The 22,025-nt window shown below is 65.6% G+C and carries 25 protein-coding genes and 1 other RNA gene; 23 read left to right on the top strand and 3 right to left on the bottom strand.

Annotated elements, in window-relative coordinates; genetic code table 11:
- The first annotated feature begins 58 nt into the window (after positions 1-58).
- From ATO3_RS25630 to ATO3_RS25645, 4 genes are all read left to right on the top strand, one after another.
- Positions 59-562 carry a DNA packaging protein gene (locus ATO3_RS25630; protein WP_088652723.1) on the top strand — a complete coding sequence of 168 codons (504 nt, stop codon included), beginning with the start codon at positions 59-61 and terminating at the stop codon, positions 560-562.
- Complete coding sequence (locus ATO3_RS25635; RefSeq protein WP_088652724.1) at positions 552-2,327, top strand: phage terminase large subunit family protein; 1,776 nt, start codon at positions 552-554, stop codon at positions 2,325-2,327. The genes ATO3_RS25630 and ATO3_RS25635 overlap by 11 nt, the downstream gene beginning before the upstream one ends.
- 37 nt (positions 2,328-2,364) lie before the next feature.
- Entirely contained in the window at positions 2,365-2,694 is a 330-nt protein-coding gene (locus ATO3_RS25640; protein ID WP_088652725.1) for a hypothetical protein, read from the top strand.
- Between the two features lie 110 nt (positions 2,695-2,804).
- Positions 2,805-2,978 (top strand): DUF2158 domain-containing protein, encoded by a 174-nt coding sequence (locus ATO3_RS25645; RefSeq protein ID WP_088652726.1) that lies wholly within the window; start codon positions 2,805-2,807, stop codon positions 2,976-2,978.
- Positions 2,979-3,064: 86 nt separating this feature from the next.
- Here ATO3_RS25645 and ATO3_RS25650 read toward each other — a convergent pair whose 3' ends face one another.
- The gene (locus ATO3_RS25650) at positions 3,065-3,313 is read right to left on the bottom strand and encodes a helix-turn-helix domain-containing protein (RefSeq protein WP_332888723.1); all 249 of its coding nucleotides are present in this window, start codon (positions 3,311-3,313) and stop codon (positions 3,065-3,067) included.
- A 32-nt stretch (positions 3,314-3,345) separates the two neighbouring features.
- On the opposite strand from ATO3_RS25650, the gene ATO3_RS25655 reads away from it, so the two are divergent.
- From ATO3_RS25655 to ATO3_RS25695, 9 genes are all read left to right on the top strand, one after another.
- On the top strand, positions 3,346-3,570 hold the full coding sequence (locus ATO3_RS25655) for a hypothetical protein (protein ID WP_088652728.1): 225 nt from the start codon (positions 3,346-3,348) through the stop codon (positions 3,568-3,570).
- A complete protein-coding gene (locus ATO3_RS25660) occupies positions 3,567-3,881 on the top strand; it encodes a hypothetical protein (RefSeq protein ID WP_088652729.1) in 315 nt (104 codons plus the stop codon). Before ATO3_RS25655 ends, ATO3_RS25660 begins: the two co-directional genes overlap by 4 nt.
- Positions 3,882-4,011: 130 nt before the next feature.
- Positions 4,012-4,563 (top strand): hypothetical protein, encoded by a 552-nt coding sequence (locus ATO3_RS25665; RefSeq protein WP_143747388.1) that lies wholly within the window; start codon positions 4,012-4,014, stop codon positions 4,561-4,563.
- Positions 4,563-5,972, top strand: a complete 1,410-nt coding sequence (locus tag ATO3_RS25670; protein ID WP_088652731.1) for a phage portal protein — start codon at positions 4,563-4,565, stop codon at positions 5,970-5,972. Before ATO3_RS25665 ends, ATO3_RS25670 begins: the two co-directional genes overlap by 1 nt.
- 7 nt (positions 5,973-5,979) lie before the next feature.
- Positions 5,980-7,728 (top strand): prohead protease/major capsid protein fusion protein, encoded by a 1,749-nt coding sequence (locus ATO3_RS25675; RefSeq protein ID WP_158218077.1) that lies wholly within the window; start codon positions 5,980-5,982, stop codon positions 7,726-7,728.
- A complete protein-coding gene (locus ATO3_RS25680; RefSeq protein ID WP_088652733.1) occupies positions 7,728-7,982 on the top strand; it encodes a hypothetical protein in 255 nt (84 codons plus the stop codon). The genes ATO3_RS25675 and ATO3_RS25680 overlap by 1 nt, the downstream gene beginning before the upstream one ends.
- Before the next feature lie 2 nt (positions 7,983-7,984).
- On the top strand, positions 7,985-8,305 hold the full coding sequence (locus ATO3_RS25685) for a DUF2190 family protein (RefSeq protein WP_088652734.1): 321 nt from the start codon (positions 7,985-7,987) through the stop codon (positions 8,303-8,305).
- 83 nt (positions 8,306-8,388) lie between these two features.
- Positions 8,389-8,553 carry a helix-turn-helix transcriptional regulator gene (locus ATO3_RS25690; RefSeq protein WP_233152319.1) on the top strand — a complete coding sequence of 55 codons (165 nt, stop codon included), beginning with the start codon at positions 8,389-8,391 and terminating at the stop codon, positions 8,551-8,553.
- Positions 8,546-9,622, top strand: a complete 1,077-nt coding sequence (locus ATO3_RS25695; protein ID WP_233152320.1) for a tyrosine-type recombinase/integrase — start codon at positions 8,546-8,548, stop codon at positions 9,620-9,622. Before ATO3_RS25690 ends, ATO3_RS25695 begins: the two co-directional genes overlap by 8 nt.
- 33 nt (positions 9,623-9,655) lie before the next feature.
- Here ATO3_RS25695 and ssrA read toward each other — a convergent pair.
- Positions 9,656-10,003, bottom strand: a transfer-messenger RNA (tmRNA) gene (gene ssrA, locus ATO3_RS25700).
- Positions 10,004-10,066: 63 nt separating this feature from the next.
- On the opposite strand from ssrA, the gene ATO3_RS25705 reads away from it, so the two are divergent.
- A complete protein-coding gene (locus tag ATO3_RS25705) occupies positions 10,067-10,555 on the top strand; it encodes a response regulator transcription factor (RefSeq protein WP_143747390.1) in 489 nt (162 codons plus the stop codon).
- Here the strand turns inward: ATO3_RS25705 and ATO3_RS25710 are convergent.
- Complete coding sequence (locus ATO3_RS25710) at positions 10,521-10,886, bottom strand: DUF4345 family protein (RefSeq protein ID WP_088652737.1); 366 nt, start codon at positions 10,884-10,886, stop codon at positions 10,521-10,523. The genes ATO3_RS25705 and ATO3_RS25710 overlap by 35 nt on opposite strands.
- 437 nt (positions 10,887-11,323) lie before the next feature.
- On the opposite strand from ATO3_RS25710, the gene ATO3_RS25715 reads away from it, so the two are divergent.
- The 9 genes from ATO3_RS25715 (at position 11,324) to ATO3_RS25755 (ending at position 22,002) form a co-directional block, all read left to right on the top strand.
- Entirely contained in the window at positions 11,324-12,949 is a 1,626-nt protein-coding gene (locus ATO3_RS25715) for a Hint domain-containing protein (protein WP_088652738.1), read from the top strand.
- A gap of 270 nt (positions 12,950-13,219) precedes the next feature.
- Positions 13,220-13,726 carry a DinB family protein gene (locus ATO3_RS25720; RefSeq protein ID WP_088652739.1) on the top strand — a complete coding sequence of 169 codons (507 nt, stop codon included), beginning with the start codon at positions 13,220-13,222 and terminating at the stop codon, positions 13,724-13,726.
- 175 nt (positions 13,727-13,901) lie between these two features.
- Positions 13,902-14,894, top strand: coding sequence for an acryloyl-CoA reductase (gene acuI / locus ATO3_RS25725; RefSeq protein WP_088652740.1), 993 nt, complete (start codon positions 13,902-13,904; stop codon positions 14,892-14,894).
- A 313-nt stretch (positions 14,895-15,207) separates the two neighbouring features.
- On the top strand, positions 15,208-15,624 hold the full coding sequence (locus ATO3_RS25730) for a universal stress protein (RefSeq protein WP_088652741.1): 417 nt from the start codon (positions 15,208-15,210) through the stop codon (positions 15,622-15,624).
- A 48-nt stretch (positions 15,625-15,672) separates the two neighbouring features.
- A complete protein-coding gene (locus ATO3_RS25735; protein ID WP_088652742.1) occupies positions 15,673-17,310 on the top strand; it encodes a BCCT family transporter in 1,638 nt (545 codons plus the stop codon).
- Between the two features lie 98 nt (positions 17,311-17,408).
- Entirely contained in the window at positions 17,409-18,632 is a 1,224-nt protein-coding gene (locus ATO3_RS25740; RefSeq protein WP_088652743.1) for an aminotransferase class V-fold PLP-dependent enzyme, read from the top strand.
- A gap of 112 nt (positions 18,633-18,744) precedes the next feature.
- A complete protein-coding gene (locus ATO3_RS25745) occupies positions 18,745-20,154 on the top strand; it encodes a cryptochrome/photolyase family protein (protein WP_088652744.1) in 1,410 nt (469 codons plus the stop codon).
- Between the two features lie 186 nt (positions 20,155-20,340).
- Positions 20,341-21,549: an SAM-dependent methyltransferase gene (locus ATO3_RS25750; protein WP_088652745.1), complete on the top strand. Its 1,209-nt coding sequence runs from the start codon at positions 20,341-20,343 to the stop codon at positions 21,547-21,549.
- 9 nt (positions 21,550-21,558) lie between these two features.
- Entirely contained in the window at positions 21,559-22,002 is a 444-nt protein-coding gene (locus tag ATO3_RS25755; RefSeq protein ID WP_088652746.1) for a TrgA family protein, read from the top strand.
- Positions 22,003-22,025: the final 23 nt, after the last annotated feature.

The following is a 22,025-nucleotide window of genomic DNA, read 5'->3' on the forward strand; positions in this document are numbered from 1 at the left end:
GGGACGGAAGCCCCCGATATTTCGCTCGCTTTCAAATTTTGCAAGGGGATGAGGCAGCATGAGGATTTTGCAGCGAATGCCGGACGACGAGGACGGCACCCCGGTCCACATGATCGGCAGCGCCGACCTGCGCGAGCTCCTGGACATCTCGTCGGGCAAGCTGACCGACCTGGTGCAGCGCGATATCGCGATCCGGCACGCCCGCGATAGCTACGATCTGGTTCAGTCCACGCGGAATTACGTCCAGCACCTGCGCGGCGTGGCGAGCGGCCGGGGAGGCGAGGAAGCGACCCTGAACCTGACCGAGGAGCGGGCACGGCTGGCCCGTGAACAGGCGGACGGCGTGGCGCTGAAGAACGCCAAGGCGCGCGGCGAGCTGGTCGAGGCGGCCGAGGTCGAGCGGGCGTGGGCGGACACCTTGCGCCATGTCCGGTCCCGGATCTTGGCAGTGCCATCGCGCATCCGGGAAAAGCTCGGGCACCTGCCGGCCGAGGATATCGCCGCCATCGATCGCGAGCTGCGCGACACGCTGGCCGAGCTGGGGGGCGAGCATGGAGATTGAGGAGATTCGCCGCGCCGCCCTGCGAGCCCTGGTGCCGCCGCCGCGGCTTCAGCTGTCCGACTGGATCGAAGCTGAGATCAGCCTGCCGGACGGGGTGAGCGCCCAGCCTGGACCGGTGCGCCTGTGGCCCTTCCAACGAGAAATTGCCGACGCGATTGGCGATCCGCTGATCGAGCGTGTGACCCTTATCAAGCCGGTGCGCGTGGGCTTCACGACCATGCTGACCTCGGCTGTGGCGAGCTTCGTGGCCAACGACCCGTCCCAAATTCTCTGCCTGTTGCCGACCGAGGCTGACGCGCGGGATTACGTGGTGTCCGATGTCGAGCCCATCTTCGCAGCGTCCGACGCTGTCTCGGCCGCCATGTCCGAGGATGGAGAGGACGCCGGCCGCAACACGTTGCTGTCCCGGCGCTTCCCTGGTGGCTCGCTGAAGGTGGTCGCGGCAAAGGCGCCGCGCAACCTGCGCCGCCACAATGTCCGGGTCCTGTTCATCGACGAGGCCGACGGCATGGAGACCACGGCGGAAGGTTCGCCGATCGTCCTGGCCGAGCGCCGCACATTTTCGTTTCCAGATCGCAAGATCGTCATGGGAAGCACGCCAGTCTTCGAAGAGACGAGCCACGTCCTGCGGGCCTACGCCAAGTCTGACGCGCGGGTTTTCGAGGTGCCGTGCCCGAGCTGCGGGGCCTTTACCGAAATCGAGTGGGGCCACATCGTCTGGGACGAGGGCCAGCCCGGCACCGCCCGCTTCCGGTGCCCGCACTGCGAAGACGAGATCGAGGAGCGGCACAAAGCGGCGATGGTGGCGCAAGGCGCATGGCGCGCAACCCGGCCGGAGGTGGAAGGGCACGCCGGCTTCCGGCTGAATGCCCTGGTCAGCCTTCACGCCAACGCGGCCTGGGGCAAGCTGGCGGCCGAGTTCATCGAATCCAAGGATGATCCGACCACGCTGCAGACCTTCGTGAACACGATCCTGGGGCAAGGTTGGCGCGGGGAGGGCGACGAGCTGGACGATTCCGAGCTCGCGAGCCGAGCCGAACCCTTCGCGCTCGACAACCTGCCCGAGGAGGTGCTGGCCATCTCCGCCGGCGCAGACGTTCAGCACGACCGGATCGAAGTCACCTTGGTTGGCTGGTCACGCGAGGACGTGGCGTTCGTGCTGGGGCATGTCGTGGTCTGGGGGCAATGGGACGACGCGGAGACCTGGCAGGAGCTCGACGAGGTGCTGCGGATGCGCTGGAAGCATCCCCTGGGCGGCACGCTTGGGATCGACGCCACGGTGATCGACGCCGGTGACGGCAGCACCATGGGTGCCGTCATGGACTTCTGCGGACCACGGGGGCGGCGAAAGGTGCTCGCTGGGAAAGGGGTGGCTGGGACGCGACCGATGATCGAACCGTCGAAGAGCAAGAGAAAGGGCCATGCGCGGCTATGGCTGGTCGGCGTGGATGGGATCAAGACGACGCTGTTCAACCGGATCGCCCGCGTCGGTTCCGTGCGCTTCTCCGAAAGCCTGCCGCCGTCCTGGTATGAACAGCTTGCCTCGGAGCGCCTCGTCGTGCGCTACGTCCGTGGCCAGCCGGTGCGGCGCTTCGAGCGCATCCCGGGGCGCCGGGCCGAAACGCTGGATTGCACCGTCTATGCTTGGGCCGCGCGCCAGGTGGTGCACGTGAACTGGGACGAGCGCGCCGGGCAGCTCCGCAGCGGGGCGGCTGACCGGCCAAAGGCGAAGAACGTCATCCGGTCAGCTTGGATGGCCAGATGAACTCCGACGCTCACCAAGTCAGGAAAGAGGAACGACCATGAATCTGATCGAATTCGCCAAGACGGCAAAAGACGACGTTTCGCCGGAAGACTTCGTCGCCAAAATGAAGGAAATTCTTCCCCTCGATGAGGTCAAGAATCTGACCGAGGAAGAGGGGCTGATGTTCTTCAGCGCGGTTTCGTGGCTCCACGACCTCGGCTTGTTGCTGATTGAGTTCAACGAGCAAGACGGGGAGATGCCGTCGCCGGATGGCCAGCGCATGGCCCCCTGTATCCCCGGGACCCACGGGCCTTTCATCGACACTGTGCTGACGCGCGGACGGGACGAACCGGACTTCTCGCCCCTGGTCAATTTCGGGCTCGAATAGGCTTGGGTCACCAGTATGCGTTTCAATTGACGATGCTGGTAGACGGGCGCGCGAAATCATCGTTATCGTCGGCATACTGACGATATGAATTTGCTAGTGGGAAACGAAGTATGAGCGAAATTAAAGAGGGCGATGTGGTGGTGCTGAAATCCGGCGGAAAGTTGATGACCTTGGGAGACACTCCATTCAATAAGGGGCAGCATCGCACATGCTATTGGTTTGACGGTGCGGAATTGAAAACCGCGGAGATTCATATCTCGGCGCTCAAACTGGCCTCTGAGTAACTCCTGACAGGTCAATCCCCCTCTTGGGGGATTGACCGCTTCAAGCTCGCGACGCCAAGGCGTTGCGTAGCGGGCCCAAGTACGGGCTATTTTTTCAACCTCACCCCGGCGCCGCCGCCGTTCTCCGGGATGAACTCGACCCCGGCGGCCTCGAGGGCGGCGCGGATCGCGGCCTGCGCAGTACCAGGGCCGTTTGCGTCAGTTTCTGCGCGCGTCACGGTGTTTCGATGAACCCCAGCCTTTTCGGCGAGATCTCGAACTGTCCAGTTTAGCAGGCCCCGGGCGGCTCTGATTTGTGCACTTGTCACCATGGCGCCTTTCTGTTTATGGTGCATTTGTCACCATACCACACCAGGAGACCCTTACAATGACCAAAGACCCCGCCTGCGGGAACAGCCCCGCTTTGCCTTCGATCAAGGACTGTCAGCACGCCGCCGTGACTCTGGCAGGGACGCTCGACGCAATCGAACTGATGCTTATGGAGGAAGGAGCCGGACACAGCCAGTGGAGCAACCCAGCCCTGTCGGTGGTTCATATGGCCAGGCAGCATGCGCAAGAACTGGCGGACAACCTTGATCGGGTGTCGTCATGAACCGGCCTGATACCGCGATCCTGCGGCTTTTCCACGAGCGCCAAGCACTCATCGATGCCGCCGGGGAGCACATTTGCGCCCGAACCGGTAGGGACGAAGACGATGAGTTCGATAGCCTGTTCTACCGCCGGTCCGATGAACTGGAAGCCCAGATGATGGCACTGCCATGCACCTGCGCCGCAGACTTCGCCGCCAAGATGATCGTGGGAACCTGCCAAGGGGGGGTGTTCTCCGATTGGAAGGATGGCGAGATCTGGCGCGAAGCTCGGGATCTGGTCGGCATGGATGGGCCCGACCATCAGCCGGCGTGAGGTTCCGGCGGGCGCACTGGGAGTAGGGAGGATACTTTGCCCGTGCGTTGCGCGAACAACTTGACAGCTGCGGTTTGTCTGTGCATTGTGCAAAGAAATGCCGAAAACTGCCCTGCTCAAGGATATGAAAATGCGCCCAGTCGGTTACCTGGAAAATTTCGCTTCGCGCTTGGATGAAGAGCCCAAAACAATGGTCGTGATCGATCGAGCTCTGGCCGAGCGTGGACATCGCCGCAAAGGGCAGGGGCGGGTCATTCCCGCCCCGACACTGCGCGAAGACCTCATGCTCATGCTCACCGTGATGGTTCGCAAGGCCCGAGGTTCGGGAAGTGGGATCCAAGCCGCGATCGAGGATGCGGAGAAATTTGCTACGCTGCCGGTGATGCAGATGAGCGGGGATTTCTTCAATAGCCTCAAATCCGCCACCTTCATCGAAGCGCTCGAAGAGTTCTGCACTCGCCTTCGTCAACGCGACGATGATTGCCTTCAGGCAGTGGGATCTCACTTCGTGTTGGAGCTGAATTTGACGAAAGAAGAAGCGCACATCGATGGGAGCGATGCCAGCAAGAATCACGTGATTTTTGGCTGCAATGCATCGCGTGTCGGCCGCGACCTCACGCGGATCAGCCGTCTTCGTGACGGCTTTCTCGTGATGCTCGCTCACACTCCGCGAGATGACTGATGGTGGCGGCGGCCTTCGGCACCATCGGTCGCGTCGTCCGTGACCTTTTAACTCCCCCGCCCTGGTCGGCAGGTGGGAAGGTCACGGGCGGCGCACATACACGGTCTCTGGACGCCGCTGGTGGCGGGCGCCGGGGAGCCGGTCTCGGCACATTTGGACAACTCAATTCGGAGATCGCCGCCGGGCAGCACATGGTCGGGTCCCGAGCGGCGTACCTAGCAGCGAACAACGCCTGGATGAGCAACGCGCGAGGCAACCTCGTGGCTTACCTGGTCGGCACCGGAGCGCGGCCCACGGCCCGCAACGTGTCCCGCCAGGAGCGCCGGCAGGTGCAGCGCAGATTCGAGACCTGGGCCGCGCGGGCTGACTTCCTCGGGCGCACGGATTTCTTCGGCCTGCAACAGCAGGTGGCAAATGACCTGGTGGTCTATGGCGAAAGCCTGGTGCTGATGCACGATGAGCCCGAGGGGCTGCAGCTGCAGGTCATCGCGCCGGATCACCTGGACGCGTCCAAGACGGCGCAGCTGGGCGACGGGCGGATGATCGTCAACGGCGTGGAATTCGACGCACGGGGGCGGCGCTTGGGATACTGGGTCCTGCCGGATAGGCCGCATTCGACCTTCGCGGAGTTCGCCCCGGCCGTCCGCGTGGATGCCCGCGACGTGTGCCACATCTTCCACCCGATCGGATCGGGGCAGGTTCGCGGCCTCAGCTGGTTCGCCCCGGCGATCCTCCCGGCCAATGAACTGGATCAGCTGACCGACGCGCTGCTGGTCGCGGCGAAACTGGCGGCGATGCACGCGGCCTTCGTCACCGACGTGAACGACACCGCAACCGACGAACACCCGCTGGAAGACCCGGTTTGGGAACCTGGCGCGATCACCCGGCTGCCATTCGGGACTGACGTGAAGTTTTCCAGCCCGGATCAGGTCAAGGAAGCGCCCGCGCTTGTGCGAATGAACCTGCAAGCACTGGCTGCCGCTCTGGGACTACCCGAGCACCTTGTTTCAGGGGATCTCAGCAACGCCAACTACAGCAGCCTGCGAGCTGGCCTGATGCCCTTCCGGGCACGGATGGAGCAGGTTCAGTATGCGACCTTGGCGCCGCAGTTCCTTCGCCCCGTCTGGGAGCGGTGGCTCACGCGGGAGGTGCTGCTGGGCGAGCTGGATATCCCGGCTGACACGCCGGCCGACTGGATCATGCCTCGGCCGCAGCAGGTCGATCCGCTGAAGGACATGGAGGCCACTGAAAAGGCGCTGGCCCTGGGCCTTACCAGCCGGAGGCAAGCTGTCAATGAGGCCGGCTGGCTGATCGATGATCTCGACGAGGAGATCCTGGCCGATCGCGAGCGCGAGGCCGAGCTGGGCCTGAGCTTCACCACCAGCAGAGGGGAACCGGATGCCGCTTGATGTATCCATGCAGCCCGCCACCTTCGACCCGGCCGAGCGCACCGTCGAAGCGGTGATTGCGACCAGCTCGCCCGTCATGCGGCGGGATGAGCGCGGCGCCTACGCCGAGGTCCTGAACTTCGACACGCTGGACATGGCCCGCACCTCGGGCCTGCCCGTCCTGGACAGCCACAGCACCGCCAGCGTCCGCGACACGATCGGCAGGGTGGAATCCGTCCGGGTCGAGAACGGCCAGCTGATCGCCAAGCTACGGTTCAGCAGCGCCGACGACGTGCGGCCCGTCCTGCAGAGGATCGAGGACGGCACGCTGGCCGGCGTGTCGATCGGCTACCGGGTGCCGCGCTGGACCGAAACCACTGCCGGCGGGAGGCGAACCCGCACCCCGGCGGCCTGGTCGCTGACCGAGGTCACGATGACCAGCAACCCGGCGGATCCTTCCGCCCGCCTGAGGCACGAGCAAGGAGCACCAACGATGCCGCAAGAAGAACTCGAAACCATCTCGGAAGACGACGCCGAGAAGACCCGCCGATCGGAGATCCGCGGCCTGGTCCGCGCTGCGGGTCTGGGACCGGAGATCGCCGACGACCTTATCGACGCCGGGGCCGACATGACCCGCTCGAAGGCCGAGGTCTTTGACCACCTCGAAGCGAACCGCCGCGCGGCGCCGATCATCCGCAGCCACACCCCGGCGAACGATGACCCCGCCGTCATCACCCGGCGTCAGACGGAGGCCGTGGCCTTCCGCATGGCGGGGGGCGAACTGCAAGACGATGCTCGGGCATTCGTGAACATGTCCATGCGGGACATCGCGGCGGACAGCCTGCAGCGGGCCGGGGTTTCGACCCGGGGCATGAGCGCAGACGAGATCTTTCAGCGCGCGGCGCAGACGACCTCGGACTTCCCCCTGGTGGTCTCGAACGCGGCGAACAAGGTCGCGCTGGACACCTACAAAGCGGCGGAAAGCCCGCTGAAGACACTCTGCCGGCAGACCACGCTGGCCAACTTCAAGAAGTCGACGAGCATCCGCCTGGGCGAGATGGGCCGGCTGGAACAGATCGCCGAGGACGGCGAAATCAAGCACACCAGTCGCGCGGAAGCCGGCGAGGAGATGCAGCTCGCCACCTACGCCCGAGGGCTGACGGTATCCCGGCAACTTCTGATCGACGATGATCTGAACCTTCTCGGCGATATGACGGCGGCCCTGGGCGAGGCTGCGGCGCAGACCGAAGCCGACCTGCTGGTCAGTCTGCTGCTGGACAACCCGAACATGTCGGACGGCACGCCGGTCTTCGACGACAGCCGGGGCAACATCTATTCCACTGCAAGCCCAGACCACTACCCCAGCACCGTGAGCCTCTCGGGAGCCCGCAGGGCTATGCGGGGCCGGACGGGCCTGGACGGCAAAACCCTGATCTCGGTGACCCCCCGTTATGTCGTGGTCGGGCCCGAACTGGAAACCGTGGCCGAGCAGGTGCTGGCGGAGATCCAGCCGACGACTACCGACGATGTGAACCCGTTCAGCAGGCTGTCGCTCCTGGTGGAGCCCCGCATCGAGGATGACACCTGGTTTGTCTTCGCCGACCCGGCCCGTCTTCCGACCATGCGCTACGCCTACCTTGCTGGAGCGCAGGGGGTGCAGATCCAGCGAACAGAGACCTGGGACACCTTGGGCATGAAGTTTCGGGCATACCTAGACTTCGGAGCCGGGTGGCTGGACTGGCGCGGTGCGCACCGGATCGAGGAAGACGCGTCCTGATGGCGACCATCCCAACCATGGCTGACCCCTGCGGCCGCGCTGCTGCCCTGCGCGCGCTGCGGGACGAGGTCATCACCGGCGGCGGGGTGGTCGAGATCGAATCCGAGAGCGGCAACGGTCTGAAGCGCCGGGTGCGATACAGCACGGCCGACCTCGCCGGTCTCGATCGAGAGATCGCCGCAGCCGACGCAGCATGCGGTGGCGCAAGACCGCGCCGCCGGACCTTCTACCCTCAGACCTCGAAAGGACTGTGACCATGAAAAACTACATCCAGCGTGGCGACTCGATCACCGTGGCGGCGCCTGCTGCTGTCACCTCGGGGGCCGGCGTCCTGATCGGATCGCTGTTCGGTGTCGCGGCGACCGACGCGGAGACCGGGGCCGACGTGGCGATCTCGACGGTTGGCGTCTTCGACCTGCCGAAGGAACCCACGACCGACACCTTCGCGGTGGGCGCGCCGGTCGAGTGGGACGCAGCTAACGACCGCGTCACGGCTCTCGATGAAGGCGTGCAGATCGGTGTCGCGGTCGCCGCCGCCGGCGCCACGGCCGCCACAGTGGCAGTGCGGCTGGGCTGATCACGATGGCCCGCAGTCGCGTTATCCTTGGCGATCGCCCACCGTCCTATGTCAGTCGAGCGACATTGGCGGCCGAGCTCGACATGAGCGAGTCGACGGTCGATGCCTACGTGCAGCGTGGGCTTCTGCCGAAGCCGTTCAAATGGGGTGGCTCGGTGCGCTGGTCATGGGCTGACGTGCAAGCCTGTCTCGATGCCCAGGTCGCGGGCGGAGACGATCCCTTCATGAACGGAGTGGACAATGTCTAAGGTGTCGCTGCCGCGCCACGTCCATCGCGTGATATCGCGCGGCCGAGAGTACTACTACTATCAGGAGGGCAGGGGCACCGCTCACGCGGGCGAACGCGTCCGTCTTCCTGACGATCCCCAGACCCCGGAATTCTGGAACGCCGTGCGCCAAGCGCAAGGCATCTCCGGGCCGACGCCGACCGACACGATCGGCGCGCTGATCGACGCCTTCGAGGTCTCCTGGAAGACCCGGCAGCGCAAGATCAGCACCGGCACTCAGGACCAATACCGGCGCAATCTGAAGCCTGCCCGAAAGGCGTGGGGCGATCTGCCCGCCCGGGAGCTTCGACCCCGCCACGTCGACGCGCTCATTCGCAAGATCGGCGCGACCAAGCCCGGAACGGCAAACAATGTCCTGGCCGCGCTCAAGGCGATGGTCGCCTGGGCGAATGGCCCGGTCGAGCTGCTGGCCCACGATCCGACGCAAGGCGTCGAGCACTTCGCGAAGGGCGAGGGGCACCGCCCGTGGACGCCCGAACAGCTCGCCCTCGCGGAAGAGCACTTCACCGGCATGGTGCGCCGCTTCTACTTTCTGAGCCGCTACACCGGCCAGCGCATCAGCGACGTGGTGAGGCTCAACCCAAACGATATCGACGAGGGCGGATTTTCCCTGCCGCAGAAGAAGACAGGCGTCACGCCCTGGTGTCCGATCTTCCCGGAGCTCGAGGCCGAGATGTCGACCTGGGAGCGGCGGCCGGGCCCGTATCTCCTGCAGGAGGACGGCAAGAGCAAGGGACAGGCGTTCAGTACGAATCAGATGTGGAAGGCCTTCGACCGCGAGCGCGCGAAGCATCCGATTCTTGCCGGCGCGGTTCCGCACGGATTGCGGGCCAACGCGGTGATCCGGCTCCGTGGCGGAGGTTACACCGCGCTGCAAATCTCCGACATGGTCGGGATGTCCGTCGAGATGGTCGAGCACTATTGCCGACACGCGGACCGGAAGGCGAGCGGCCAAGCTGTTCTGAAGGAGTTACGAGAACGAACCGACGACACGACTGTAAAACATTGGAAAAATGGAAAGCAGAAATGACAGAACTACAGGCACTTACATCTCGGAAAATAGAATGCAGGCTTCTGTTGCCAGGTGCCTGCGAACCCCGCCTTACACTGCTAGGTGCAAGGGCTTAGATTTCGGTCTTGTTACTGCTTACGCAGCAACTGCAACCGGAGCACGATTGTCGTTGGCAATTGTACTATGTTCGCCGGTAACGGTGGCAGACAGCCGGGACAAAGCTAACCCCTTTAGACGTTCGTCGATCCTGTTTCGGCCCCATGATCCCCCAACGCGGGATGTTTGGTGGAGCCGCCGGGTACCGCCCCCGGGTCCGATCCGCTTATTACGAGCGCGTTTATGTCCATAGCTCCGAAGAGCAACCCTAAGGTAGTTGGGCCCGGCAGTGAGTTCAAGGTCCAAGACTTGCATCCTGTCCCCGACAGGGTACTTTTGGAAGGTGACGGCAACGAGGCGGGGTTCATGGCGAACATCCTCGTAATGGAAGACGATATCGCGTTTGCGACAGAGCTCCGCTTCGCGCGTGAGGACAGCGGCCACGCGGTGGTGACCTGCGACACCGGCAGCCGGGCCTATTCCCTGCTGGATGTGGCGGATCCGCCGTTCGATCTGTTGATCACGGACATATATGTCTACAGGGACGGTAGCGTCGATCCCGACGACGGAGCGCATCTGCTAGGGCTCCTGCAGGTGGAACGCGCGCGGGGACTTGGGCTGCCGCTGTCGAGTATGCCGATAATCGTCATATCCGGGGCCGTGCGGGGGCCCGGGCAATCGCGCCTTTTGACCATGGCCACCAAGTTCGGTGCGACGGACACCCTGCAGAAACCTTTTCACATGACGCAGCTTCTGGCGAAGGTGCAGGCCCTGATCGGGCAGCCCCAAGCGCATGTCGCCCGGGGCGATGCCGCGCGGCCTAACCTTTCACAAGGTTCAGGTTCGCGACGATGAGCCAGGCCGCCAGGGCCACCTCGATCCCGCCGAAGGCCAGCGCCTTGCCCAGGGGCGGGTGATCCACCAGGATCGACACGGCCCGGCCCGCCGCAGCCCCGGCATAGATGAACCCCAGCATCGCCCAGCTCAGCGGCTGGTTCAGCCAGATCGCCGCCGCGGCCGTCACCACGAAGAGTCCGCCGGCAGAGGCGCGCAGCTCGGACAGGCCCATGGTGGAGCCGTCGGTCTTCAGGTCCAGCGCTCCGGCCGCCCAGGTGGGCGACAGAAACGCGATCAGCCCCATGCCGATGGTCAGAACGCCCGCCACGATGTTCAGGATCTGGATCATCCCGTTCTCTCCTTGTTCACCGTCCCGGACATAGCGCCGGGCGTCAGGCAGGCAAGCGGGGCGGACGTGGCGGGCCGGCCGCTGGCCGGTCAGACGATCCTGGCAACGCACGGGGGAAGGGCATCGGAGTGACATGATTCTGCTGCAATGCGGAAGACTGTGCGCGACCTGGCGCGGCGTTGAGATGCGTGCTTAAGGAAAAGGTCATTTTTTGGCCGCAATTGTCGAGCAGGACAGTACAATTCTTCGTTATTCCGGTGCATTGGCGCCCGGGCGTGTCACGCGGGCGATCCGGGGCGGCAAAAACTGCGACTTGATCGGACCGCTCTGGTACGGATTGCTGGGAAATCCGACCGAATGCCGCCGCGTGACGTCAAAGTGTCGCCACGGGCCTGCCGGACCGGAAATGCGTGTGACCGTAACCAGGGGGAAGCCAGATGGCAGAAGACGTTCAGACCGTAACCAACGTGCCGGTCGATCCGGACTCGAACAATCCCTATGACTTCGACCAGACCTCGACCCTGTTCTTGTTGGACGACGGCGGCGCGGATGACGAGGGCTTCCGGTTCTCGGTCAACCTGCAGGGGTCGGAGACGCACGAGGACCGGATGGACGTCGCGCTGGTCATCGATACCTCGGGCTCGACCGGCGATTCCTCGGGCAGCGACTTCAACGGCGACGGCACCGACGAGACGGTGCTTGAGGCGCAGCTGATCGCCGCGCTGAACGTCTTCGACGCCTATTCCGCGGCCGGCTACGAGGGCGACGAGGTCGTGGTGTCGCTGGTGACCTTCTCGGGCGACGCGGATGACCGGGGCTTCTATACGCTCGACCAGCGCGACGAGCTGGTCGCGCAACTGGCCAAGATCCGGCACGAGGGGCCGGATGGCCAGACCGACTATGACGAGGCGCTTGACTCCACCATCGACGCCTTTGATGCCGCGGGCGCCAATCCCGACGGCACCAATCTGGTGCTCTTCATGTCCGACGGGTACCCGACCCGAAGCTCGGATTCCGATATCATCAAGGCGGCCGGCGACCTGGGCGATGCCTATAACGCGGTGATCCGCGGCATCGGCATCGGCGAGAATTCCGATCTCGACAAGCTCAACCTGCTCGACAACACGCCCGGCGGCGCGGTGCAGGTGGACGACGGCGAGGAACTGGTCGACATCGTGGTCCAGCCCCTGACCGAGGCTGATTTCCTGCGCTTCGAGGTGGATATCGAGGGAGTGGACGCCAATGGCGACCCGATGACCCAGAAGATCATCCTGGAAGAAGGCGACCCCGCCGTGGTGCAGACGCCCGCCGGATGGTCGGTGAACCAGTACGAGATCGATCCGGATTTCCCGGCGCCGCAGGATCTGACCATGACGGTCAACGGCGTCTTCGCCGAGGATCCGGGCAACCCCGGCAGCGGTGAGCAATACGTGACCACGATGCACAACGTGCCGCTGGTGATCTGCTTTACCCCGGGCGTCATGATCCGGACCCCCCGTGGCGAGGTGGCGATCGAAGCGCTTCGCGCCGGAGACCAGGTGATCACCCGCGATCACGGCGTGCAGGAGGTCCGCTGGATCGGTGCGACGACGCTGCCGGCGGATTACGTGAACCGGACCTCGTCGATGCGGCCGATCCTGATCCGCAAGGATGCGCTGGGCCCCGATCAGCCGGCGCGCGACATGCGGGTGTCGCGGCAGCACCGGATCCTGGTGCGCGACTGGCGGGCCGAGCTTCTGTTCGGCGAACCCGACGGGGTTCTGGTGCCGGCGGTGGCACTGCTGAACGACAGCACCATCCTCGAGGACCATCCGACAGAGGCGGTGACCTACATCCATATGGTCTTCGACAGCCACGAGGTGGTCTATGCCGACGGGCTGGAAGCCGAAAGCTTCCATCCCTCCGACCGCACCGTGCGCGGACTGAACCCGGTGCAGCGGGCCGAGCTCCTGGCGCTGTTCCCCGAACTCGACGGGGCCGAAACCCGGGCGCATGCCTTCGATGCCGCGCGCCCGAACCTGCGCCGGCACGAGGGCCGGTTGCTCGCGGCCGGCCTGGGCTGACCCTGTCCGCTGGTCCCGCCGATGGACGGGGGGCTGCGTGCGACGGGCGGGGCGCCCTTGTCCGGCGTGACCCGTGCCCACGGGGCCGCTGGCGGCCTGCTCATCTGCGCTGATCCCGGCCCAAAGCGCGGGCGCTGTGCGCCCTTGTGGGCTGTCGGGGCGCCGAGGCGATTGTCCGGCGCCTCGCAATCTGACATTTCTCTGTCATCCCTCCCCGCAGGGCCGCGCCGTCCGTGCCGGCCCCGACCGGATCAGCGAAAGGACCGAGCGATGATCGACCCCGGCTATTGTCGCCTCATGGCCCGCTACAACGCGTGGCAGAACAGGCAGATGATGGAGTGTCTTCAGCCGATGCCCGCGGCCGAGCTGACCCGCGACAGGGGCGCCTTCTTCGGCTCGATCCTGGGCACGCTGAACCATCTGCTCTGGGGCGACCGCATGTGGATGTCGCGCTTCGACGGTTGGGCCCGGCCCGAAAGCGGCATCACCGGGAGCACCGCGCTTTGCCCCACGCTGGCCGCCTGGAGCGCCGAGCGTTTCCGGGCCGACGGGCACATCACGCTCTGGGCCGAGGGGGTGAAGGCCGTGCAGCTTGCGGGCAACCTGACGTGGTTGTCGGGCGCGACCGGGCGCGAGGTGACAAAGCCCATGGCGCAATGCGTGATCCACATGTTCAATCACCAGACCCATCATCGCGGCCAGATCCACGCCATGATCACCGCCGCGGGCGCACAAGCGCCGGTCAGCGACCTGGCCTTCATGCCCGACGACGCCTGAGGCGGCAGGGGCGCCCGGTGCCGGAGGACCCGTAACGCCCCGTTACAGGGCCGATCCGGCGCCCCGGCTTGTGCGACGCATGGCGGGCCGTTACCCCTTGGTCAGGGTCGACAGGATCGACAAACGCCGCCGCCTCGTCACGGGCGCGCGCGGCCAAGGGGAAGGGAGCGCACATATGTTCAAGGCACTGGTCGTCGAAAAGGACGAGGACAGCGGCAAGACCTCGGCCGGCGTGAAACAGCTGGATCTGGCGGATCTGCCGGACGGAGATGTCACGGTGGCGGTGGAGTATTCCACGGTTAACTACAAGGACGGGCTTTGCATCGGGCCCGGCGGCGGGCTGGTGCGCAGCTATCCCCACGTGCCGGGTATCGACTTTGCCGGCACGGTGGAGGCCTCGGACGACGAGCGCTACAGCCCCGGCGACAAGGTCGTGCTGACCGGTTGGCGCGTGGGCGAGGCGCATTGGGGCGGCTATTCCCAGAAGGCGCGGGTCAAGGCCGACTGGCTGGTGCCGCTGCCGCGCGGGCTGGATACGCGGCAGGCGATGGCGGTGGGCACCGCCGGGTTCACCGCGATGCTGGCGGTGATGGCTCTGGAAGATCACGGGATGGAGCCGGGGCACGGCCCGGTGCTGGTGACCGGTGCGGCCGGCGGCGTGGGATCGGTGGCGACGGCGATCCTGGCCAGCCTCGGCTACGAGGTGGCCGGGGTCACGGGACGGCCCGAGACGGCAGAATATCTCAAGGGGCTCGGCGCCACGCAGATCGTCCCGCGCGAGGAGATCAACGAGTTGGTCAAGCGCCCGCTGGAAAGCGAGACCTGGGCCGGCTGCGTCGACGCGGTGGGCGGGCCGATGCTGGCCCGGGTGCTGGGGCAGATGAAATACGGCGCCTCGGTTGCCGCCGTGGGCCTGGCAGGCGGACCGCAGCTGCCGGCGACGGTGATCCCCTTCCTGCTGCGCGGGGTGAACCTGCTGGGCATCGACAGCGTCATGCAACCCTTCGACAACCGCCTGCGCGCCTGGCAGCGCATCGCCCGCGACCTGCCGATGGACAAGCTCGAGGCGATGATCCGGCCTGCCACGCTTGAAGACCTGTCGGCGCTTGGGGCCGACATCCTCAAGGGGCAGGTGCAGGGTCGTGTGGTGGTGGATCTTTCGGCCTGACAGCCGCAGATCCGGGCCCGGTCAGCGTGCAGGACCCGCCCTGTGCGCCGGGTGTTCATTAGTAAAATTGTCCCGCGTTGGGTAACCCCGCTGCGATCAAGGCGCCCTTGAACCAGGGGCAACTTGCGCGGGGTTTGCGCTTTGTGTTCGGCCCCCGAATGTCGGTTTCGGCTCAAAAACTGCCTCGCCCGGGTGGGTTCTTGGGCCGGCTTGCGTTACGCTTGGTTAATCCGGCCCTGCTGTCCCGGAGGCAACAGGGCCAAAATCGAGCGCGGCCGGCCCTGCCGGACCGTCGTGACAGGAAGGAGTGCCCGTGTTCAGCAAAATCATGTGTCCGGTGGACCTCGCGCATGCGGACAAGCTGCAGAAAGCGCTGCAGTGTGCTGCCGATCAGGCGCGGCTCTACAAGGCCGAGATCGTCTATGTCGGCGCCACGACCCCGAGCCCGAGCTCGGTGGCGCACAATCCCGAGGAATACGCCGAGAAGCTGTCTGCCTTCGCGGCCAAGCAGGCCGAAGCGCATGGTGTCACGACCAGCGCCCACACGGTGATCAGCCATGACCCCGCGATCGACCTCGAGCACAAGCTTTTCGAGGCCGTGAGCGAGACCGGGGCCGATCTTGTGGTGATGGCCAGCCATGTGCCCAACGTGCTCGACCACATCTGGCCGTCGAATGGCGGCAAGCTGGCCGAGCATGTCAAATGCTCGATCCTGGTGGTGCGCGGCTGAGGCCGAGGGCATCGCCCAACCCGACATTTCAGAACAGGGAGACCATATATGGTCGACGAAACAAGCCAGGGGATACCGGAACCCGAGGGGCATTCGGACCTCATTGATACCGAGTACGAGATCGGTCAGGACAATATCGAAACGCAGATCGGGCCCTTCGGGCTTGATATCCATAACCCCGTCTTCCTGATTTCGGGGCTCTCCATCGTCATCTTCGTGTTCTACGCGCTGGCCCTGCCGGAACAGGCCGGCAACGTCTTCAGCTGGCTTTTCAGCACGGTGACCAAAAGCTTCGACTGGTTCTTCCTGTCGGCGGCCAACTTCTTCGTCATCTTCTGCCTGCTGCTGGTCGTCCTGCCGGTGGGCTCCGTCCGGCTGGGCGGCACGGATGCGACGCCGGATTATTCCTATGTCGGCTGGTTCGCGATGCTCTTCGCGGCGGGCATGGGCATCGGCCTTATGTTCTACGGCGTGTCCGAGCCGATGAGCCATTTCGCGTCGTCCATCGGCGGGACGGCCGTGGGCGAGGACGGGATCCGCACCGACTGGGCGCCGCTGGGCGCTGCGGGGGGCAACGAACAGGAGGCCGTGCGGCTCGCCTTTGCCGCGACGATCTTCCACTGGGGTCTGCACCCCTGGGCGATCTACGCGGTGGTGGCACTGGCGCTGGCGCTGTTTTCCTACAACAAGGGTCTGCCGCTGACGATCCGCTCGGCCTTCTACCCGATCCTGGGTGAACGCGTCTGGGGCTGGTGGGGCCACGTGATCGACACGCTGGCGGTCTTTGCCACGCTCTTCGGCCTGGCGACGTCGCTTGGCTTCGGCGCGACCCAGGCCAATGCCGGCCTCAACGAGCTTTTCGGCATCCCGATCGGATCCGCGACCGAGGTCATCCTGATTTCGGCCATCACCGCCGTGGCGCTGGTGTCGGTCCTGCGCGGTCTCGACGGCGGCGTGAAGATCCTGTCCGAGATCAACATGGGGCTGGCGCTGCTGCTGCTGGTCTTCGTGCTGCTCGCGGGCTCGACCGTCGCGGTGCTCAGCGGCTTCCTCGACTACCTGGTGGCCTATATCGAGTATCTGCCGGCGCTGTCGAACCCCGTGGGACGTGAAGACGTGAACTTCATGCAGGGCTGGACCTCGTTCTACTGGGCGTGGTGGATCTCCTGGTCGCCCTTCGTGGGCATGTTCATCGCCCGCGTCAGCCGGGGCCGCACGGTGCGTGAATTCGTGATCTGCGTTCTGCTGATCCCCTCGCTGGTCTGCGTGCTGTGGATGTCGGTCTTTGGCGGCGTGGCCGTGCAGCAGGTGATCCAGGACGGCTATACCGCCGCCCAGGAGGCCGACCTGCCGCTGAAGCTGTTCAAGATGCTGGACCAGCTGCCGCTGACGGGCATCACCAGCCTGATCGGCATCGTCCTGGTCATCGTCTTCTTCGTGACCTCGTCGGACTCCGGCTCGCTGGTGATCGACACGATCACGGCAGGCGGCAAGGTCGACGCGCCGGTGCCGCAGCGGGTCTTCTGGTGCATCTTCGAGGGCGCCGTGGCCATCGTGCTGCTGCTCTCGGTCGGCGGGCTTGCCTCGCTGCAGTCCATGGTGATCTCCACCGGGCTTCCCTTCACCATCGTGCTGCTGATCATGTGCTGGGCGATCTTCAAGGGCCTGCTGTCGGAACGCCGCTGACAGGATTGCGAGAGAGAAGGCCGCGCGGTATGCGTGGCCGACCGGCCCCGGTGCGTGCGTCGCGCCGGGGCCGTCTACTTTTGAGGGGAGACCAGACCATGTCGCTGGACATCGATTTCGTGCGCGCGCAATTCCCGGCGTTCGAGCAGCCCGCGCTGGCGGGGCAGGCGTTTTTCGAGAATGCCGGCGGCTCCTATCCCTGCCGCCAGGTGGTCGAGCGGCTGCACCGCTTCTACCTGGAACGCAAGGTCCAGCCCTACGGTCCCTACGCCGCCAGCCGCCTGGGCGGCGAGGAGATGGACGAGGCGCGCCGCCGCCTGGCGGCGCTGATGGGGGTGGAGACGCAGGAGCTGTCCTTCGGCCCCTCGACCACGCAGAACACCTATGTGCTGGCCCAGGCCTTCCGCCAGTGGATGAAGCCGGGCGAGGCGATCATCGTCACCAACCAGGACCACGAGGCGAACTCCGGCCCCTGGCGCCGCCTGGCCGAGGCGGGGATCGAGGTCCGCGAGTGGAAGATCGATCCGCGCAGCGGCCGGCTGGATCCGCTGGATCTGGATGAGCTGCTGGACGAGAACGTGCGGCTGGTCTGCTTCCCGCATTGCTCCAACGTGGTCGGAGAGATCAACCCGGTGATCGAGATCACCGCCATGGCCCATGCGGCCGGGGCCTTCGTCTGTGTCGACGGCGTGTCCTATGCACCGCACGGGATCCCCAACGTGGGCCAGATGGGACCCGATATCTACCTGTTCTCGGCCTACAAGACCTATGGCCCCCACCAGGGGCTGATGGTGATCCGCAAGGCTCTGACCGGGCTGCTGCCGAACCAGGCGCACGAGTTCAACGGCGGATGGCTGGAAAAGAGGTTCGTCCCGGCGGGGCCGGACCACGCGCAGGTCGCCGCCTGTGCCGGCATGGCCGATTACGTCGAGACCCTGCGCGCCCATCACGGCGGGCCGGATGGCCGGCCGGCCGATGCGGGGCAGTTCGTCCACGACCTGATGCGCGACCACGAGGTGAAGCTGCTGCAGCCGCTGCTGGACGCGCTGGCAGAGCGCAACGATGTGCGGCTGCTGGGACCGACCCGGGCGGAAGACCGCGCGCCGACCGTGGCGCTGGACCTTGGCCGTCCTGCCGCGCCGGTGGCGGCCGAGCTTGCCGAACTTGGCATCAACTGCGGCGGCGGCGATTTCTACGCGGTGCGCCCGCTGCGCGCGCTGGGCATCGACCCGGACCAGGGCGTGCTGCGGCTGAGCTTCGTGCATTACAGCCACCCGGACGAGATCGACCGCCTGATCGGGGCGCTGGACAAGGTGCTCTGACCCCAGGCGGGGCAGGTGGTCCGCAGGGGGCTGTGCGCAAGGGCGGCTCGCGCTTGCCGGCGGCAGGGATCGGCCTAACTCAGGCCGACGTTTCACTGCACCGGAGGCACCCATGGCCGCCACACTCGTCTGGTTCCGCCGCGATCTGCGTCTGAGCGACCACGCCGCGCTGACCGACGCCTGCAAGGGCGGCGGGCCGGTGATCCCGGTGTTCATCCATGACGAAACCATAGGCAATATGGGCGCCGCGCCGAAGTTCCGACTGGGCTACGCGATCGAGGCTCTGGCGAAGGACCTGGAGGCCAAGGGCAGCCGTCTGATCCTGCGGCGCGGCAAGGCGCTGGAGGTGCTGCGAGACCTCGTGAAGGAAACCGGCGCAAAGGCCGTTTGCTGGACCCGGCTCTACGATCCGGAGGCCATCGCAAGGGACAAGTCCGTCAAGGCGGGGCTGAAGGAGGACGGTATCGAGGCGCAGTCCTTCCCGGGCCATGTCCTGTTCGAGCCCTGGACGGTCGAGACGGGGCAGGGCGGGTTCTACAAGGTCTATTCACCCTTCTGGAAAAACGTGAAATCCCGGGATGTGGCCGAACTTCTGGCGCCGCCGACGCCGGGCGCGCCGGAGGACTGGCCGGCAAGCGACGATCTGGAGGACTGGGCGCTGGGGGCGGCGATGCGGCGTGGGGCGGCCGTCGTGGCGCCCCATGTGACCGCCGGGGAACATGCCGCGCAGAACCGGCTGGACGAATTCATCGAGGAGAAGCTGCCGGATTACGCGAAATGCCGCGATATCCCCTCGTCCGACCGCTGTTCGCACCTGTCCGAGAACCTGACCTGGGGCGAGATCAGCCCGGCGCGGTTGTGGCATGCCGGCATGCGCGCGCGGCAGGAGGGCGAGAGTGCGGCCGAGAAATTCGTCAAGGAGGTCGTCTGGCGCGACTTCGCCTATCACCTCGTCTACCACACGCCGCGGATCACCTCCGGCAACTGGCGCGAGGAATGGGACGCCTTTCCGTGGAAGACCGACGAGCGGCTGAGCGAGGTCTTGGCGTGGAAGAAGGGGCGCACCGGGATCCCCTTTGTCGATGCGGCCATGCGCGAGATGTACGTGACCGGCCACATGCACAACCGCGCGCGGATGATCGTGGCGAGCTACCTGACCAAGCACCTCATGGTGCACTGGAAGGTGGGCATGGACTGGTTCGCCGATTGCCTGATCGACTGGGACCCGGCCTCGAACGCGATGGGCTGGCAATGGACGGCGGGCTGCGGGCCGGATGCCGCGCCCTATTTCAGGGTGTTCAACCCGGTCACCCAGCGCGAGAAGTTCGACCCGAACCGCGCCTATCTCGATGCCTGGATCGCCGAGGGGCGCAAACACCCCTCCGACACGGCGCTGAGCTATTTCGAGGCGGTGCCGGAGCACTGGCGGATGTCGCCCGACGGTCCCTATCCCGATCCGGTCGTCACCGCCGACGAGGGGCGCAAGGCGGCGCTGGAGGCCTATGAGGGGCGGTCCTTCTGAGCGTGCCGCTGGCGGCTGGCCGAGAAAATTCGTCGAATTTTCTGGGCCCTGCGGCGGAGCGGGTGGCGCGGGATGTGGCTGTCGGGCCGCGCAGGGGCGCGAATGCAGGTGCCTTCGGCCGCTGACATCTTGCCGCTTCGGGTGGCGCGGCCTAGCCTTGTCACAAGTTACAAGCCGGGGGAGCCCATGATCCTGACAAGTACCGATGACCAGACGGACCTGCCCCGGTACTTTCCGCAGGTCTTCCAGCAGCTTCAGCAGACGAATTACGGTCGGCTGGACATGGTCCTGTCCGACGGGCGCGTCTTCCGTGCCGAGGGGCGCAATCCCGGCCATGTCGCCGAGGTTCATATCCACAATCCCGATTGCTTCGCCCGCCTGATCCGAGAGGGCGATCTTGGCTTCTGCGATGCCTATCTCGACGGCTGGTGGTCGACTCCGGACCTGCAGGCCTTCATGGATTTCGTTCATGCCGAGAACGACGAGATCTACGACGGCTTCCCTGGCATGGGGCTGGTGCGCGCCTATGAAAAGCTCCGCTTCTGGCTGCAGCGCAACCACAAGGCGCAGGCGCGCAAGAACATCTCGTACCATTACGACCTGGGCAACGATTTCTACAAGCTCTGGCTCGACGACACGATGACCTATTCCTCGGCGCTGTTCGCCACGGGCCAGGAAAGCACCGAAAGCGCCCAGACCGCCAAGTACAAGAGCCTCGTCGACCAGATGGGCGCGCAGCCAGGCGATCATGTGCTGGAGATCGGCTGCGGCTGGGGTGGCTTCGCGGAATATGCCGCAAGGGAACGGGGGCTGAAGGTCACCGGGCTGACCATCTCGAAGGAACAGCTGACCTATGCCCAGCAGCGGATCCAGAAGGCCGGGCTGAACGACCTGGTGGAGTTCAAGCTGCAGGATTACCGCGACGAACGCGGGAATTACGACGGCATCGCCTCGATCGAGATGTTCGAGGCGGTGGGCGAGAAATACTGGCCGGTCTATTTCGAGACCGTGCGCGAGCGGCTGAAGCCCGGCGCCAATGCCACGCTGCAGATCATCACCGTCGCCGACAGGCGGTGGGAGGTCTACAAGCGCGGGGTCGACTTCATCCAGAAGTACATCTTCCCCGGCGGCATGCTGCCCTCGCCCTCTGCGCTGCGGGCGCAGATCGACGCGGCCGGGCTGGCCTTTGTCCGGTCGGTCGAGTTCGGACCGAGCTACGACATCACGCTGCGCCGCTGGCACGAGACCTTCAACGACCGCTGGGAGGCCGTGGCCGCCCATGGTTTCGACGAAAGGTTCCGCCGGATGTGGAACTTCTACCTGACCTCCTGCGCCGCGACCTTCGACAGCGGCAATTGCGACGTCACCCAGATCACCGTGTCGCGGCCGGGCTGACGGACGCGCATGCCGACGGCCGCCCGCCTTGTCGCCGCGCTGAGCCTGGCCCTGGTGGCCTTTGTCGTCTCGGGCCAGGTCATGCCGCTGCTGCCCGAGGGCACCGGCGTCGGGCCCTGGTTCACGCCGGTCAACATGGCGGTGGCTCTGGTGACTGGCTGGATGGTCATGGGGCCGCGCGCGGGGCGGGGCCAGGTCTCGGCCATCAACAACGGCGTGACCGGGGTCGTGGCGATGATGTTCTGGGCGCTTTTCGTGCACAGCACCGACGAGATGGTGCGCCTGGCCATGCGCAACCGCTATGATGGCCCCTTCGAGGCGATCCTCGCGATCCTCTATATTGCCATCGATTACGCCACGATGATCGCGAGCGTCATGATCATCGTGACCCTGCTGGCCGGGGGGGTGGCGGCCGGGCTCGCGACCGAATATGCCCACAGGAGATGGCGCTGAGGCGCCGACAGCAGCAGGGCGGC

This window comes from Marinibacterium profundimaris (assembly GCF_002210095.1).
In the GTDB taxonomy this organism is placed as follows: Bacteria; Pseudomonadota; Alphaproteobacteria; order Rhodobacterales; family Rhodobacteraceae; genus Marinibacterium; species Marinibacterium profundimaris.